This is a genomic window from Bacteroides sp., from assembly GCF_019417265.1.
Taxonomy (GTDB): Bacteria; Bacteroidota; Bacteroidia; order Bacteroidales; family Bacteroidaceae; genus Phocaeicola.
Genome location: NZ_DXVR01000002.1, coordinates 39,432 through 55,478 on the forward strand (window position 1 = coordinate 39,432; position 16,047 = coordinate 55,478).

The 16,047-nt window shown below is 42.1% G+C and carries 15 protein-coding genes and 1 other RNA gene (1 of these 16 cut by a window edge); 7 read left to right on the forward strand and 9 right to left on the reverse strand.

What is annotated here, in order from left to right:
• Positions 1 to 72: a transfer-messenger RNA gene (ssrA, locus tag QZ379_RS00790) on the forward strand; it begins 77 nt to the left of the window's first position.
• 93 nt (positions 73 to 165) lie between these two features.
• Here the strand turns inward: ssrA and QZ379_RS00795 are convergent.
• A complete protein-coding gene (locus QZ379_RS00795; RefSeq protein ID WP_291557077.1) occupies positions 166 to 1,467 on the reverse strand; it encodes an ATP-binding protein in 1,302 nt (433 codons plus the stop codon).
• Positions 1,468 to 1,806: 339 nt separating this feature from the next.
• Here QZ379_RS00795 and QZ379_RS00800 point away from each other — a divergent pair, with 339 nt between their 5' ends.
• Positions 1,807 to 2,322, forward strand: coding sequence for a histidine phosphatase family protein (locus QZ379_RS00800; RefSeq protein WP_291557080.1), 516 nt, complete (start codon positions 1,807 to 1,809; stop codon positions 2,320 to 2,322).
• 98 nt (positions 2,323 to 2,420) lie between these two features.
• On the opposite strand, the gene pyrH is transcribed toward QZ379_RS00800, so the two are convergent.
• The 6 genes from pyrH to surE all read right to left on the reverse strand — a co-directional run bounded on the left by pyrH (position 2,421) and on the right by surE (position 8,353).
• The gene (gene pyrH, locus QZ379_RS00805; protein ID WP_291557083.1) at positions 2,421 to 3,131 is read right to left on the reverse strand and encodes a UMP kinase; all 711 of its coding nucleotides are present in this window, start codon (positions 3,129 to 3,131) and stop codon (positions 2,421 to 2,423) included.
• 139 nt (positions 3,132 to 3,270) lie between these two features.
• Complete coding sequence (locus QZ379_RS00810; RefSeq protein ID WP_291557193.1) at positions 3,271 to 4,125, reverse strand: SDR family NAD(P)-dependent oxidoreductase; 855 nt, start codon at positions 4,123 to 4,125, stop codon at positions 3,271 to 3,273.
• A complete protein-coding gene (locus tag QZ379_RS00815) occupies positions 4,125 to 5,351 on the reverse strand; it encodes an NADH:flavin oxidoreductase (protein WP_291557086.1) in 1,227 nt (408 codons plus the stop codon). The genes QZ379_RS00810 and QZ379_RS00815 overlap by 1 nt, the downstream gene beginning before the upstream one ends.
• A 4-nt stretch (positions 5,352 to 5,355) precedes the next feature.
• Positions 5,356 to 6,120 carry a DUF1295 domain-containing protein gene (locus tag QZ379_RS00820; protein ID WP_291557089.1) on the reverse strand — a complete coding sequence of 255 codons (765 nt, stop codon included), beginning with the start codon at positions 6,118 to 6,120 and terminating at the stop codon, positions 5,356 to 5,358.
• 306 nt (positions 6,121 to 6,426) lie between these two features.
• Complete coding sequence (lpxB, locus tag QZ379_RS00825; RefSeq protein WP_291557092.1) at positions 6,427 to 7,560, reverse strand: lipid-A-disaccharide synthase; 1,134 nt, start codon at positions 7,558 to 7,560, stop codon at positions 6,427 to 6,429.
• Between the two features lie 22 nt (positions 7,561 to 7,582).
• Entirely contained in the window at positions 7,583 to 8,353 is a 771-nt protein-coding gene (surE, locus tag QZ379_RS00830) for a 5'/3'-nucleotidase SurE (protein WP_291557095.1), read from the reverse strand.
• A 271-nt stretch (positions 8,354 to 8,624) separates the two neighbouring features.
• Here surE and QZ379_RS00835 point away from each other — a divergent pair, with 271 nt between their 5' ends.
• The 5 genes from QZ379_RS00835 to QZ379_RS00855 all read left to right on the forward strand — a co-directional run bounded on the left by QZ379_RS00835 (position 8,625) and on the right by QZ379_RS00855 (position 14,710).
• Positions 8,625 to 9,392 (forward strand): AAA family ATPase, encoded by a 768-nt coding sequence (locus QZ379_RS00835; RefSeq protein ID WP_291557098.1) that lies wholly within the window; start codon positions 8,625 to 8,627, stop codon positions 9,390 to 9,392.
• Positions 9,393 to 9,396: 4 nt separating this feature from the next.
• A complete protein-coding gene (locus QZ379_RS00840; protein ID WP_291557101.1) occupies positions 9,397 to 10,275 on the forward strand; it encodes a ParB/RepB/Spo0J family partition protein in 879 nt (292 codons plus the stop codon).
• Positions 10,276 to 10,337: 62 nt separating this feature from the next.
• On the forward strand, positions 10,338 to 11,078 hold the full coding sequence (locus QZ379_RS00845; protein ID WP_291557104.1) for a DUF5683 domain-containing protein: 741 nt from the start codon (positions 10,338 to 10,340) through the stop codon (positions 11,076 to 11,078).
• 3 nt (positions 11,079 to 11,081) lie between these two features.
• Positions 11,082 to 12,320 carry a lytic transglycosylase domain-containing protein gene (locus tag QZ379_RS00850; RefSeq protein ID WP_291557107.1) on the forward strand — a complete coding sequence of 413 codons (1,239 nt, stop codon included), beginning with the start codon at positions 11,082 to 11,084 and terminating at the stop codon, positions 12,318 to 12,320.
• Positions 12,321 to 12,433: 113 nt separating this feature from the next.
• Positions 12,434 to 14,710 (forward strand): RelA/SpoT family protein, encoded by a 2,277-nt coding sequence (locus tag QZ379_RS00855; protein WP_291557196.1) that lies wholly within the window; start codon positions 12,434 to 12,436, stop codon positions 14,708 to 14,710.
• On the opposite strand, the gene QZ379_RS00860 is transcribed toward QZ379_RS00855, so the two are convergent.
• Entirely contained in the window at positions 14,707 to 15,054 is a 348-nt protein-coding gene (locus QZ379_RS00860) for a MerR family transcriptional regulator (protein ID WP_291557110.1), read from the reverse strand. The genes QZ379_RS00855 and QZ379_RS00860 overlap by 4 nt on opposite strands.
• A gap of 17 nt (positions 15,055 to 15,071) precedes the next feature.
• Positions 15,072 to 16,040 carry a M23 family metallopeptidase gene (locus QZ379_RS00865; protein ID WP_291557112.1) on the reverse strand — a complete coding sequence of 323 codons (969 nt, stop codon included), beginning with the start codon at positions 16,038 to 16,040 and terminating at the stop codon, positions 15,072 to 15,074.
• Positions 16,041 to 16,047 lie beyond the last annotated feature (7 nt).

Below are 16,047 nucleotides of genomic sequence, written 5' to 3' on the forward strand. Positions count from 1 at the left end.
GCAGAGATAAGCATGTAGAAAGCATATGGCTTCCTTGTTTGGACGAGGGTTCGACTCCCTCCAGCTCCACAGTTCGAGTGACTAAACTATTTGAAATCAATAGTTTAGTCACTTTCTTTTTGCTCAGGTTCCCCCATAAGTCCCTCAATATTTAAATAGCTGTATTCATTTAGCAGACATCCATTTCCACGCAGGAATAACATCAATCTTTTTATTTTCTATGTAAATAACATCCTCATAGTCGATGGTTATAATTTTCATATTATCACACCCGGTAGCGGACGATGCTTCCATAATACCTCGTATCTCCCTTTCTTTTGTTTCAGCATCGCTCATTTCCCATGTCACCTGAATAAGCTCCACCACAGACTCCTCCCGTTGTATTACAAAATCGCATTCACTGTTGCCTTGATAATACGAAATCTTATCTGATGGCATACGATTTCTATACAGATGCATAAATACGCTGTTCTCAAGATTCTTTCCATTGTCATTGCTCTGTGGCATAATGACAGCACTGCGTAAACCATTGTCTATACAATAATACTTGTCGAGTGATTTCTGTTCTTTGCTGAGCGAACGTTCATATTTTGGAATTCTGATGAACAGAAAAATATCACACGCATAATCGGCCCAAAGATAGAGGTCGTCTTTTGTAACTTTAAGACCTTGCGACTTTATATCCTTATATATGGCATTTATAGATGTAGGTTTGGTAAGGTTGGACATTATCCTCTTTACGAAATATCTTACCATACCGATATTCGAAATCCTGTAATGCTCTACCATATCCTTAAGAATCATTGTATCGAAATATCCATGCAACAACTTTATCTGTTCGGAACGAGTATGTGTAAGAACTATTTCTGGGAAGGAACTTACGCTGTTATATTCCAAGAAAGCATTTCGCAGTCTGGCTATGTCCTGCTCAAGAAAACTATCGGTTTTAACACCGATAAACCGACAATATTCATTGAATGATAAAGGAAAAGTTTCGTATTCCAAAGGATATCCTCTCAATGCGGAACTTAATTCTTTAGAGAGCATAGTAGCATTGCTTCCGCATACATAAATATTCTTGCAGTACGATTTGTAAAGGCGCAGCACAAAGTATTCCCAGTCTTTTATTAACTGAATCTCATCCAAAAAGATATGTACATCTTTGAATGCCACGTCAGGATACATTTCCATATAGGCTACAACAACCTCGTCAAGTTGTGATGCGTCCATGCTCTTTAATCGTTCATCGTCGAAACCTAACCATAAAATGTTCTTAGAAGGTACTCCGCCTGCAACAAGTTCGTTGATAGCTATCTCCATCATGGTAGATTTTCCACATCGTCGCACACCTGGTACTGTTATAATCTTTTTACGTGCTAAAGGCAGCTTAGTGTCTCTATCTATAACATCGAACGGTATTTCACTCTGTTTTATAGCAATCAGAGATTTTATAATATCCTTTCTCATAGCCTTTCCTTTTTTAAAGGACAAATATAGCAATTTCTTTCCTTTTTTCAAGGAAAGAAATAAAAAATGTCTATTATCCAAGTTTTTCAGATTTCATATGGTGCTGAGTATCATAAAACATGAATCTCACAAAAGAACTTACACTGATAGAATTCACTTGCGTGTGCTGTTAGATTGAAAGAATATCGAAAACAAGCTGTTTGGTGGAACAAAAAAGAATTCTTACCTTTGTAATATAAGGAATCCTGGTCATTACGACCGGGATTTCTTGTTCTCATACTACTGTAGATATATAAATCAATGTAACATTACATAATACTAAAACAAATTATAGTAAATATGACTACAATCTACCTCATCCGCCACGGACAAACTGAAGAAAACCTGATGCGGATATTTCAGGGACATATGCCCGGAAAGCTTACCGAAGAAGGTATAGAGCAGGCACGGAACCTTGGAAAAGAACTCCGTGACATACACCTCGACTGCATACTCAGCAGCGATTTGCAACGTGTTGTTGATACAGTCAGTATAGCTATGGCAGACAGAAATCTGCCTTGGGAACAGAACAGACTTCTGAGAGAAATTGACTGGGGGTCATGGACAGGACTCAAGATAGATTCAGTCAATACAAAGAATCCTCCTGAAGATGCGGAAACAAAAGAAATGCTTTATGAACGCGGCAGACGCATAGTGGAATACATAAGAGAAAAGTATGAAGGAAAGGACGTACTGGTAGTAGCTCATGGCCTCATCAACCGCTCCATCCAGGCGCACATATTGGGAGTAGATATAAATGAACTGTACAACATTCCGCACATGAAGAATGCCGAGGTGAGGAAATTCATTTTATAAACAGACAAGAGAGTTATTAACAAAAAAGAAAGTTATTAACAGGTATATGCAAAGCTGTTAATAACTTTCTTTTTTTATGTATCTATATCAACCGAGAATCAAGGATGAACCAAAGTTCCGATGTTTTCGCCGGACATAACTTTCTTCAGATTACCTACTGTATCCATATCGAATACGATGATAGGCAGATTGTTTTCCTTACACATACATGTAGCTGTAAGGTCCATAACCTTAAGTCCGCGTGCAAGAACTTCATCGTATGTGATTTCGTCAAACTTGGTTGCAGTAGGGTCTTTTTCCGGGTCGGCAGTATAGATACCGTCTACACGTGTTCCCTTCAGCATTACGTCTGCCTCAATTTCGATACCTCTCAACGAAGAGCCTGTATCTGTAGTGAAGAACGGATTTCCTGTTCCGGCTGACATGATTACCACTTCACCGTTTTCCATTGCCTCGATGGCTTTCCATTTGGTATAGAACTCGCCTATCGGTTCCATACGGATTGCTGTAAGCACACGTGCCTTCACACCTGCAGCCACAAGAGCAGAGCTAAGTCCGAGACTGTTGATAACTGTAGCAAGCATACCCATCTGGTCGCCTTTCACACGGTCGAAACCCTTGCCTGCACCGCTCAATCCGCGGAAGATGTTACCACCGCCAATCACGATACCAATCTGTACACCCATATCGTGGATTTCCTTAATCTGCTGTGCATACTCGCCAAGGTGCTTTTCGTCTATACCGTATTTCTTTTCTCCCATCAGGCTTTCACCGCTCAGTTTAAGGAGGATTCTTTTGAATTTAGCCATATATTTTGAGTTTTTAAGTTTGTTTTTATTTTTCGACAAAAGAACAGATTTTTATATTATATATGTTCTTTTGTACTTATGTCTTGAGTTCGCAAGTTTTTAAGTTTTGCAACACAAAATTACTTATTTGATTATTACCTTACAAATTTTCAGAAACTAAAAAGCTTTCTAGCTTCTTCTCCGTCTGCTCCCATAGTTCTTTCATCTGATGATGATGCAGATACTTGTCGCTTAATTTTCTCTGCTTGCAGGAGGCGAACATTCCGCCGGTAACTCCATCATACTTTTCATCAAGCAGAAGATGTATCGCCGTTTCCGCTCCCTTACGAGGGGTACGGATACACGGACGGAACAGAACATCTGTAAGAGGATCGAACCACATATCCATTCTGATGATATTGGTGGAAACTATTCCCGGGTCGGCTGCATTTACCGTTATTCCCTTGTCTTTCACTCTTTCAGAAAGTTCACGGGTGAAAAGCCAGAGTGCAAGTTTGGTATTGCTGTATATAGGAATACGGAAGAAACCGCCCTCACGTCCTTTCGTAAAGAAATTGGGGCCAATCTTGCCGATGGCGTATGTACACGAAACCATACTCACAATCCTGCTCCCTTCGTGCATCAACGGCAATAACAAACGTGTAAGAAGATACGGAGCCAGATAATTCACTGCCACAGTATGTTCAAAGCCGTCTTCCGTACGTGTGAAATGTGTACACATCGTGCCGGCATTATTCATCAGAAGTTCCACCGAAGGAGTCTTGCTCTTAATCTTTCTTGCAGCCTCAACCACCGACTCCATAGAAGACAGGTCTGCCTGAACCACCTCTATATCATCATTTCCCGTATCAAGAACAATCCTGCTTTTTCTTTCCTCACCCTTGAAACCGGTGTAACACACCATTATCACATGATAACCTGCCAGCGCAACGGCCTTGGTTATTTCCGAGCCCATACCTCCGTCGGCTCCCGTTATTACAGCAGTCTTCTTCATCATTTGTTCTCCAGTTTTTCAATTTCTTTTTTCAGACAAGGCGGAAGTTCTTCTTTCAGATGCTTATGACATGCCATATCCACTGTGTACATTCTGCCTATACAGTAGTTGCTGTGTCCGCAATTGCATCTGGCACATTCTTCAGTCTTCATACGGTTGACAAATCCAGGCTCATTCAACAAGGCGCGCCCCATCTGCACAAACTCAAATCCTTTGTTCAGCACCTCATCTATTTTCTCTCTTGAAACAAGTCCGCCCACATATACCAGCGGAATATCCTTTATCTGCTCTCTGAACTTCAGTGCATCATCAAGGAAATAAGCCTCGCTGAAAGGCACTGTAGGTATCATCATGCGTCCGAAAAGTTTCACACTGTATTTCAACCACCAGCAGTCCATGTAATGAGTAAGAGTCTTTATAGGCATAGCACCTCGCATGACGTACATAGGTGCCTTGCTTACGAAACCTCCACTGAGCACAAGTGCATGTGCTCCGTCCTCTTTCAACCGCTGCGCCACTTTCAGGCTCTCGTCTATATCCATTCCTCCCTTGAAGCCGTCGCGCATGTTCATCTTGACCAAAACAGCCATATCGTCTCCGGCAGCTTTCATCACCTCTGCCATAACCTCGTCCATAAAACGCATTCTGTTCTCCAACGAACCGCCATACTCGTCCTTTCTGTGGTTGGTATATGGAGAAAGGAACTGGCTTATCAGATACCCGTGTCCGGCATGTATCTCTACGGCATCAAAACCTGCCTCACGAGCCAATCTAACAGAATCTCCATACGCCTTTGCCAAAACAGGAAGTTCATCCTTGCGGAGTCCGCGGACAAATGTAGGCGAATAGAGATTAAATCCGCTACATGCACCGACAGGCGTTTCACCACAGATACTCTTGTGCGACATGTTTCCGCAATGCCCTAACTGAATGCTTGCAGCAGCTCCCTCACGATGGATAGCGTCAGTAAGCTTCTTCAGGTCGGGAACGATTTCAGGACGCATCCACAACTGCCGGTCGAACGACAGTCCGCTTCGTGTCACCGCAGCGTATGCCACAGTAGTCATTCCCACTCCACCATGAGCAACCGACACATGATAGTCATACAAAGCCTTCGACGGTTTGTTGCCGGGACACATACTTTCAAACGCAGCCGAACGTATAGTCCTGTTTCTAAGCGTCAAAGGGCCAATCTTATATTCTGTAAATAGTTTTGATGTTTCCATATTACTAATATATATAAGGTATCAAACATTTTCTTTTTCCTACCACTTCCGTTCCGAACTCCTCCACATAGCGTTTCCTTATGGCGTATGCACGAGGAGCGAGATTGGCAAAAGTCCATACCACAAATACCCATGCCGCAGCATCGCATGTCAGTATGGCAAACCCTGTCCATTCCATCAGCTCTCCCAGATAATTGGCCGATGTGACATAACGGTACATTCCTTTTTGCGGGAAATAATGACGTGTATCGCCTTTCGGACGAAGATGTCTTATCACATTGTCCGAATGAAGGTTTATCACCATTCCGGCAATGAATATCAGTACACCTATTATAAAATAAAGTGAATAGAGCCATTCGACGGTATATTTGTCAGAATGACCGATATGAAACAATGAATATCCTATCAGGAAACCGTTTATAAGATTAAAAACTACTCCCATAAGCATTATGCTGACCGGCATCTTACTTTTCCCTTTCATCAGTAGCGGAAACACAAATGCTCTCTGGAAATAGTGTATCTCGAAAAGGATGAAGAAAACGGCAGGAACGGACATCATGGTATATTGCCCTGTCAGCCACATTGTTGCCATAAGGATAAAGGCATGACATTCCATTATCACCCACCCCACTTTATTGGGAAGACTCAAGCCCCAACTTTTGGTGTGGAATATGCCATAGCCGGCCTTGACGAAGAAGAGAGCGATGAACACTATTATAGCCAGCACAGGCATAATGTACATCAGAGAATTAAATAAAGTATTTATCATAGAATTCGTATTTTTCCCCAAATTTATGATTTTATTTCCATTCGGTCAATTATTGATGGCAAAACATGGAATTTTATTGGGAAAAACGCCTGTTCATAGAAACCGTTACACGTTCGTGTAACGCGCGCGTCACGTTCGTGTTACGCGAGTGACACGTTCGTGTTCCACCCGTTACACGTTCGTGTTACGGTTTCTGCGTCGAAGAATTCTCATAAAAAAGTCCAACCGGAATTTAAATGCCATTTAAACATTATTTAAACGCTATTCAGACTCCGGTTGGACACCTTATATAATATATATGCGAATCTATTTCGACCTTAACGCCTCAACTATAATCTCTGCCGCCTTTTCGGACGCTCCGGGATTTCCCAATATACGTTTCAGGTCCGAATAGCCCTTCAGTACACCTTCGCGTTTGGTTCCTCCTGGCAATATTGCAGCGAACTCATGCTTCAGATTGCTGACAGACATCTCGTCGGCTACAAGCTCTTTCACTGTTTCTTCTCCCGTGATAAGATTTACAAGCGAAATATACTTGACCTTCAGGAAGAACTTCCTTAAGCAGGACACAAGCTTTCCGGCAGACATATAGTAGCAAACCACTTGCGGTACTCCGAACAATGCCGTTTCAAGCGTTGCAGTTCCTGATGTGACCATAGCCGCTACGGAGTGTTGAAGCAGTCTGTATGTCTGAGAGAATACGATATTGGTTTCGGGAGTTATATACTGCTTATAATAGTCATGCGATATACCGGGCGCACCGGCCACGACAAACTGATAGTCCGGGTACGAACGGGCTACTTCCATCATACGCGTCAGATTATCCCTTATCTCCTGCTTACGGCTTCCTGCAAGAATTGCCACTATAGGCTTGTCCGTCAGACCATTGTCTTTAAGAAATGCAGCTCTGTTGGAAGGATGATTGTCAAGATATCGCATAACAGAGTCTACACTCGGATTTCCCACATACGATATTGGGTAATTGTGTTTACGGTAGAAATCTATCTCGAACGGGAGAATGGAAAGCATCTTGTCTATGTCGCGTTTGATAGCCTTTATGCGGTATTCCTTCCAGGCCCATATCTTTGGCGATATATAATAATACACAGGTATATCAGTATGCTGCTTGATATACTTGGCTATCTTCAGATTGAATCCCGGATAGTCTATCAGAATCAGCACATCCGGTTTCCATTCCACGATATCCGATTTGCACAGGTCCATATTGCGGAAGATGGTACGCAGATGCAGCAGCACAGGGATGAAACCCATATATGCCATATCCTTGTAATGCTTGACTAATGTTCCTCCTACTGCCTGCATCAGGTCGCCTCCGAAGAAACGGAATTCGGCATTCTCATCATGCATCTTCAGCGAACGCATAAGATTCGACGCATGTAAATCGCCTGAGGCCTCTCCTACTATCAGATAATACTTCATTGTGAGTTTTTAAGTTAGTTATTTATTCCCAGTTCCATGACTTCATTTTCTCCATCAGGGCATATGCCGTGACATCCACCTGTGTAGGAGTTATTGCCACATAGCCGTTGTCAAGTGCCCAATGGTCTGTTCCTTCGATATTCGGTTCATAATTTTTATAAGAGCCTGTAAGCCAGAAATACTTTTTATCGTGCGGATGGCTGCATTCTGCAAACTCATTTATCCACACTCCGTCTGTCTGGCGGCATACCCTGATTCCCTTCAGACTATCTGTATCGGGGAAATTGACATTAAGACATGTGCCATACGGGAGCCCGTTTGCCAATGTGGCTTTCACAATTTGCCTTACATATGGCAGAGTAGACGAGAAGTCCGCATCCGGGTCATGATTGCATAGAGAGAATCCGATAGAAGGAATACCCTTCAGAGCTCCTTCTATCACTATCCCCATTGTTCCGGAGTAATGTACATTCACAGACGAATTATCTCCATGGTTTATGCCTCCTATAATCAAGTCCGGAGTACGTTCTACAATGGTGTGCAGCGCCAGTTTGGTACAATCCACCGGCGTGCCGTTACACTTGTACACCACAAGCCCGGGCTCTTCCTTCACCTTTTCATAACATATAGGAGTGGAGGAAGTGATGGCACCCGACGCACCTGAACGCGGATCGTCCGGAGCCACTACCACGAGTTCAGCCTCATCGCGTAGCGCCTTTATCAACTCATTGATTCCTTTTGCCTGATAGCCGTCATCGTTCGACAGCAGTATAAGAGGTTTGCAGTTTGCCATATTTCAACTATGTTTATTAAGATTCGACTTAAAACGACGTAAAGTTACAACCTTTCGGAATACAGAACAAAAAAACTATGTGACAATACGTTTTCAAATATTAATCTTCACAGTATCTATTCGTTTTTTTATGTGGTTTTCAGTATATTTGCCCCGATTTAGTTATTAACAAAAGCGGTGAGTTATCAACACTTTCTGTAAAAGTAACAGTTTTTTAATATGCGGTATCACTAATTATTAGTTATTTCGCACCAGTATAAAACTGATTAATATGGGAAAAATAATTGCTTTGGCCAATCAGAAAGGCGGTGTGGGAAAAACAACCACAACAATAAACCTGGCTGCATCACTGGCCACTCTGGAAAAGAAGGTATTAGTTATAGACGCAGACCCACAGGCTAATGCTTCTTCCGGTTTGGGAGTAAACGTAAATGAAATAGACTGCTCTATCTACGAATGTCTTATTAACCAGACAGACATCAGAGAGGCCATTTACACGACCGATATTGACAGATTAGACATTATACCATCGCACATTGACTTGGTGGGAGCAGAAATAGAAATGCTTAATCTGGACAACAGAGAGAAGATTATGAAAAAGGCCCTGGAACCCATGAAGAATGAATATGACTATATACTTATAGACTGTTCACCATCATTAGGGCTGATAACAATCAACGCACTGACAGCTGCCGATTCTGTTATTATTCCGGTGCAATGCGAATACTTTGCACTCGAAGGAATCAGCAAACTGCTCAACACCATTAAGATAATTAAAACGAAACTTAATCCGGCACTGGAAATTGAAGGATTCCTTCTGACAATGTACGATTCAAGATTGCGTCTGGCAAACCAGATATACGACGACGTGAAAAGACATTTTCAGGAACTGGTGTTCAAGACTATCATACAGCGAAATGTAAAACTGAGCGAAGCACCAAGCCACGGAATACCGGCAATATTATACGATGCTGAATCGACCGGTGCAAAAAACCACTTGGCTCTGGCCAACGAAATAATAACGAAAAATACGAAATAGGAATATGGCAGTACAGAAAAAATTTGCTTTGGGAAGAGGTTTGGATGCGCTGATATCCAACGAGGAAGTGAAGACTTCAGGCTCATCAAATATCGGCGAAATAGAGTTGAGCAAAATTTCTGCCAATCCTAACCAGCCACGACGTGAGTTTGACCCGGTTGCCTTGCAGGAACTGGCAGATTCGATTGCTGAAGTAGGTATCATCCAACCTATCACCCTAAGAAAAATCAATGATGACTCATATCAGATTATAGCAGGAGAAAGAAGATTCAAGGCTTCGGCACTTGCAGGACTGAAAACAATACCTGCATACATAAAGACTGCCGACGACGAGAATGTGATGGAGATGGCTCTGATAGAGAATATACAGAGAGAAGACCTGAACTCGCTGGAAATAGCCCTTGCATATCAGCACCTGATAGAACAATACGAACTGACTCAGGAAAGACTGAGCGAGCGTGTGGGCAAGAACAGAACAACCGTAGCCAACTACCTCCGACTGCTGAAACTGCCTGCAACAATACAGATGGCCTTGAAAAACAAGGTAATAGACATGGGGCACGCCAGAGCATTACTCTCTGTGGAAAACCCTCAGACACAGCTGAAAATATTCAATGAAATAATAGCCAACGGGTATTCAGTGAGAAAGGTGGAAGAGATTGTAAAGGCCCTAAACTCCGAAAAACAGGAAAAGCCGGCTGCACAAAGCAAGCTTCCGGAAACTTTCGGTGTGCTGCAGAACCATCTGTCAAGCTTCTTCGGAACAAAAGTTCAGCTCTCATGCAGTGCAAAGGGAAAAGGCAAAATCAGTATTCCATTCAAGGACGAAGCTGACCTGGAAAGAATAATGGAAATACTGGATTCATTAAAACCAACTGAATAAAGAAATTAGTTTTGAAACCGAAATTCCACATATATAGCAGTTTCATTATATGTTGTATCTCGATGTTGCTATTCACAGCAAACGGGATACAAGCAGTCTGTGTGGCCAAGAGCGCGACAATAATGCTTAATGACACAATAGTGGGAAACGACACTATCATAAGCCGGACGCCTGAGGACAGTATCGGAATCAGATATCTTGAAAAGGAAATCGATGACAAGCTGATGAAACTGGAAGCACCGGTAGACACGGCTATGCTGTCTTCAAAATCGGACTCCGTAATGAACGCACCGCAGACACCATCCAAACGATGGATTCCGGATTCAAACAAGTCATTATGGATGGCAATGGTACTGCCTGGAGCCGGACAGATTTACAATAAAAAATACTGGAAACTTCCGATAATATATGGAGGATTTGTAGGCTGTGCTTATGCCTTGACGTGGAACACTAAAATGTACAACGACTACTCTCAGGCCTATCAGGACATAATGAGCGACAACCCTAACAATGACAGTTACAAGAATTTCATACCGTCGTATGTTGACATAGAAAGCAATCTGAAATACTATCAGGAAACTTTCAAGAATGCAAAAGACATATACAGAAGACAGAGAGACCTCAGTATCTTTGCCTTCATTGGTGTTTACCTGCTTTCAGTTATTGATGCTTATGTAGATGCCGAACTGTCTGATTTTGATATATCGAGAGATTTGAGCTTAAAACTTGAACCGACATTATTCAACGATGCGTTCCGCAATCGTCCTCAGGGAGTCGGACTACAATGCAATATAAAATTTTAAATTATGAAGAAGATTATCATTTGCCTGTTATCATTGGGATTCTCCACACTATATGCACAAGAGAAAACGGAAACCATAACCGTAAAGAATGATTTGGGAGAAAACGAGGAAATAGAACTGCCTCAGGGAATGCTGTCGACTACAGACAGTCTTTACCTGGACTGGATATCAAAGAATTACATAACACCGATAAACTGCGAGTCAGGTATTTCAAATCCTAATATAAGCGATTCTGTATATATAGACAGACTTCAGAGAATCCCGGCTGTAATAGAAATGCCGTATAACGAGATTATAAGAAAATTCATAGACCAATATACAGGAAGACTGCACGAAACTGTGGCATTCATGCTCAGCGCAAACAATCTGTATATGCCTATCTTCGAGGAAGCACTCGAAATATATAATCTGCCGCTCGAACTCAAATATCTGCCTGTCATAGAATCGGCTCTGAACCCTAATGCCGTGTCACGACAAGGTGCCACCGGGCTTTGGCAGTTCATGCTTAACACAGGAAAGATATATGGTCTGGAAGTTAGTACTCTCATCGATGAAAGAAGGGACCCTATAAAATCGACTTACGCTGCAGCAAGGTATCTGAAAGACCTGTATGAAATATACCACGACTGGAATTTGGTATTGGCTGCATACAATTGCGGACCTGGGAACATAAACAAGGCCATAAGACGTGCCGGAGGAGCAACTGACTTCTGGTCGATTTACAACTTCCTGCCAAAAGAGACAAGAGGATATGTTCCTGCATTTGTTGCGGCAAACTACATAATGAATTATTATTGTGAACATAACATCAGACCTATGGCAATGCAGATGCCTGAAGGCACTGACACAATACATATAAATAAGAGCCTGAATCTTAACCAGATAGCCGAGGTGTGCAAGATTGACATAGAACAGCTGCGCGCACTTAATCCGGAATTCAGAAAAGGCATAATTCCCGGCAATCAGAAAACTTATGCATTAAGACTGCCTAACAATATGGTGAGCTGCTTCCTTGAGCATGAAGACAGCATATACAACTACAAGCCACAGGTTTATCAGAACAGAAGAACAACTGTAAAAGTAACCACTCCTAAAACTGCCGAAGTATATCACAAGATACGAAACGGAGAAACATTGGGAGGTATAGCAGCAAAATATGGAGTAAGCATTAGCCAGATAAGAAGACTGAACGGTATTAAAGGCAGCAACATACGTGCCGGAAAGACTATCAGAATAAGATAAACCAAAATAACAAAATAAAAAAGCAAGTATTTCAATTAATTACCACAGAAATACTGCTTTTTTTTGATTATTTCATATTTTTGCACTTATGTTATTTTTGGAGGAATATGCATATGACGGATGAGAAACTAACCCAAGAACAAGTTGACGAGAAAATAATCAATGAAGCTTTCCAAGAACTGCTTGACAGATACCTTGAAAGTAGGCATCGTAAGAAAGTAGAAATAATAACTAAAGCATTTAATTTCGCCAAACAGGCACACAAGGGTGTGAGAAGACGTTCCGGCGAACCATACATACTGCATCCTATAGCCGTGGCAAGAATAGCGTGCTGCGAAATAGGCTTAGGCTCCACATCAATATGTGCCGCACTTCTGCACGATGTGGTAGAAGATACGGACTATACCGTAGAAGACATACAGAATCTTTTCGGAGAAAAGATAGCACTGATTGTAGACGGACTGACAAAAATATCAGGAGGTATCTTCGGTGACAGAGCATCGGCACAGGCAGAAAACTTCAAGAAGCTGCTCCTTACAATGAACGACGATATCAGGGTAATTCTTATAAAAATATCCGACCGTCTGCATAATATGCGTACTCTTGGGTCAATGCTGCCAAGCAAACAATATAAGATAGCCGGAGAAACATTATATATTTATGCCCCGCTGGCAAACAGACTTGGTCTGAACAAGATAAAGACAGAACTTGAAGACTTAAGCTTCAAGTACGAACATCCGGATGCATATAACCAGATTCAAAAGAAACTGGAAGCCACTCAGGCTGAACGCGACAGTCTGTTCGCAGATTTCACAGCCCCGATAAAAGAACAGCTCAACAACATGGGACTGAAATACAGGATACAGGCCAGAGTGAAGTCCCCTTATTCCATCTGGAATAAAATGCAGACAAAGCATATCACCTTCGAAGAAATTTATGATATCCTGGCTGTAAGAATAATATTCGAACCGGAAAGCCCGGATAAGGAAGCTATCGACTGTTTTAATATATATGTTTCCATTTCAAGCATATACAAACCTCATCCTGACAGACTCAGGGACTGGGTGAGCCATCCTAAGGCAAACGGATATCAGGCACTGCATGTCACACTTATGAGTAACCTGGGAAGATGGATTGAAGTGCAGATAAGAAGCGAAAGAATGGACGAAATAGCCGAACAGGGATTTGCTGCACACTGGAAGTATAAGGAAGGAGGAATAAGTGAGGATGAAGGTGAGCTCGGCAAATGGCTGCACACCATAAAGGAAATTCTGGATGACCCGCAGCCGGATGCTCTCGATTTCCTCGACACGATTAAGCTTAACCTTTTTGCTTCGGAAATATTCGTATTTACCCCTAAAGGTGAAATCAAGACCATGCCGCAAAACTGTACGGCACTGGATTTTGCTTTCTCGATACACACATTCCTTGGAAGCCACTGTATCGGTGCAAAGGTTAACCATAAATTAGTACCTCTGAGCCACAAGCTGCAAAGCGGTGACCAAGTGGAAATACTTACATCAAAATCACAGAAAGTGCAGCCTGACTGGGTTAACTTTGCAACTACCGCAAAGGCCAAGGCTAAGATACAGGCTATCCTGAGAAGAGAGCGCAAGGAAACTCAGCAACTCGGAGAAGATATGCTCAACGAGTTCCTCAAAAATGCCAAAATTGAAGTTAACGATGAAAACATTTCCAAACTGTGCAAACTGCATAAAGTAAAATCGCCAGACGAACTAATGCTGCAGATTGGACAGAAAGTCATCAAACTTGGCGATAGCGATATCGAGGGATTTAAAGAGAAAAGTACCGCTAACGGATGGAAGAAATTCATTCCATTCGGTCTTGGAGGCAACAGCAAGAGCAAGACTCAGAAACAGGAGAAAGAAACCGTACCGGCTATCAATATAGACAAGAAAAAGATAGTAAAACTTACTCCGGACACTATACAGAAGAATTACATAATTGCAGATTGCTGTAAACCGATTCCGGGAGATGATGTATTAGGCTATATAGACGACAACAACAGGATTATCATACACAAGCTTCACTGCCCTATTGCAGCACAACTGAAGTCAAGTTTCGGCAACAGGCTTTTAGCCGTACAATGGGAAACCGGAAAGGCTCTGTATTTCCCGGTCAATGTTTTCGTGAAAGGTATTGACGGAATAGGAATCCTGAACAAGGTTACCGAAGTTATCTCACAACAGCTTAACGTAAACATTCACAAGCTGCATATTGAATCGAATGATGGTATTTTCGTGGGAAGAATACAGCTCTACGTGCATGACGTGGACGATGTCAATACCATTTGTGAGAATCTCAAGAAAATAGAGAATGTGAAAATAGTCACAAGAATTGAAAACTTCGACGACGATACAACGGATTAAGTCATATAATCGAGCTCCTTACGAATACTGAGGAGCTCTTCTTTTATCTCCTTCAGACGTTCTATGATATCTACATTCTTGGCTTCAAGCTCCCTCTCCTGCTTCAGTCTTTGCTTGGCTCCGGCCAGTGTCAGACCTTTTTCCTTCACAAGATGATATACGAGTCTGATATTGTCTATATCCTCCTTTCTGTACTGACGCACATTCCCTCCGGTTTTCTTCGGCGAGATGAACGGAAACTCCTTTTCCCAGTATCTCAATAAAGATTCGTTCACACCAAACATCTGTGCGACCTCACTTATGGAATAATATATCTTCAACTCTTTATCTGAACGTAAACCCATAGAATAAATCTTTAATATCAATCATAAACCTTACCATGATTGGAAGCTATCTCAACCATCTTGTCATAATCTTCGGCATTCAAATCCATGAAATAGTAGTTTACAGGATTTACCACCTTTCCCTTTACATGGACTTCGTAATGCAGATGCGGTCCGGTACTTTTTCCGGTACTGCCGACCTCACCGATTATCTCACCTCTTACTACGTTCTGGCCTGGTCTAACCTTTATCTTACTTAAATGTGCATACTTTGTGACATATCCGAAACCATGGTCTACGTTAATACAGTTTCCGTAAAGGCCCTCCCATCCGGCTTTTATAACCCTTCCATTACCTGTTACATATACAGGAGTTCCCACATTAGCCGAAAAGTCCATCCCTTCATGAAACTTGACAGTCTTGTATATTGGGTCTATTCGAGTTCCGTAACCTGAAGCAGTACGCTTCAAATCCTTGTTTGACACAGGCTGAATGGCAGGAATACATTCAATCATTTCATCATGCTTCTTACACATCTCAACAACCTCATCGAATGACTCGGACTGGATGTACAACTGTCGGGCAAGCAAATCCATCTTCTTGGAAGTATTGACCACCAGTCGTGAGTTTGCCATATCCATGAGTTCGCCATAACGGTTGGTATTGCCGTAACTGGCAAGTCGCAATCTGTCGTTCACCGGGTCTGCCTGCATAATGACTCTGTACAGATTATCATCGCGCTGCTGAATCTGCTTCATAACATTCAATGCTTCATCCAGGCGGGTAGACAGAATGTGATACTGTGCCTGCAATTGAGAGTTCTCGGTACGAAGTCCTCTTTCGGACGGTGAACCGAAGATAATGAAGAGAACAAGGAAGCTTCCGGCACCCAACCCCATTCCGACAAACAAACGCCTCAAATAACTCATTATTCTCTGACGCAAAGTAGGGTAAATACGGTCGTAAGTTCTGGTCTTAGGATTATATATGTAATAAACTTTACGCATTATTATT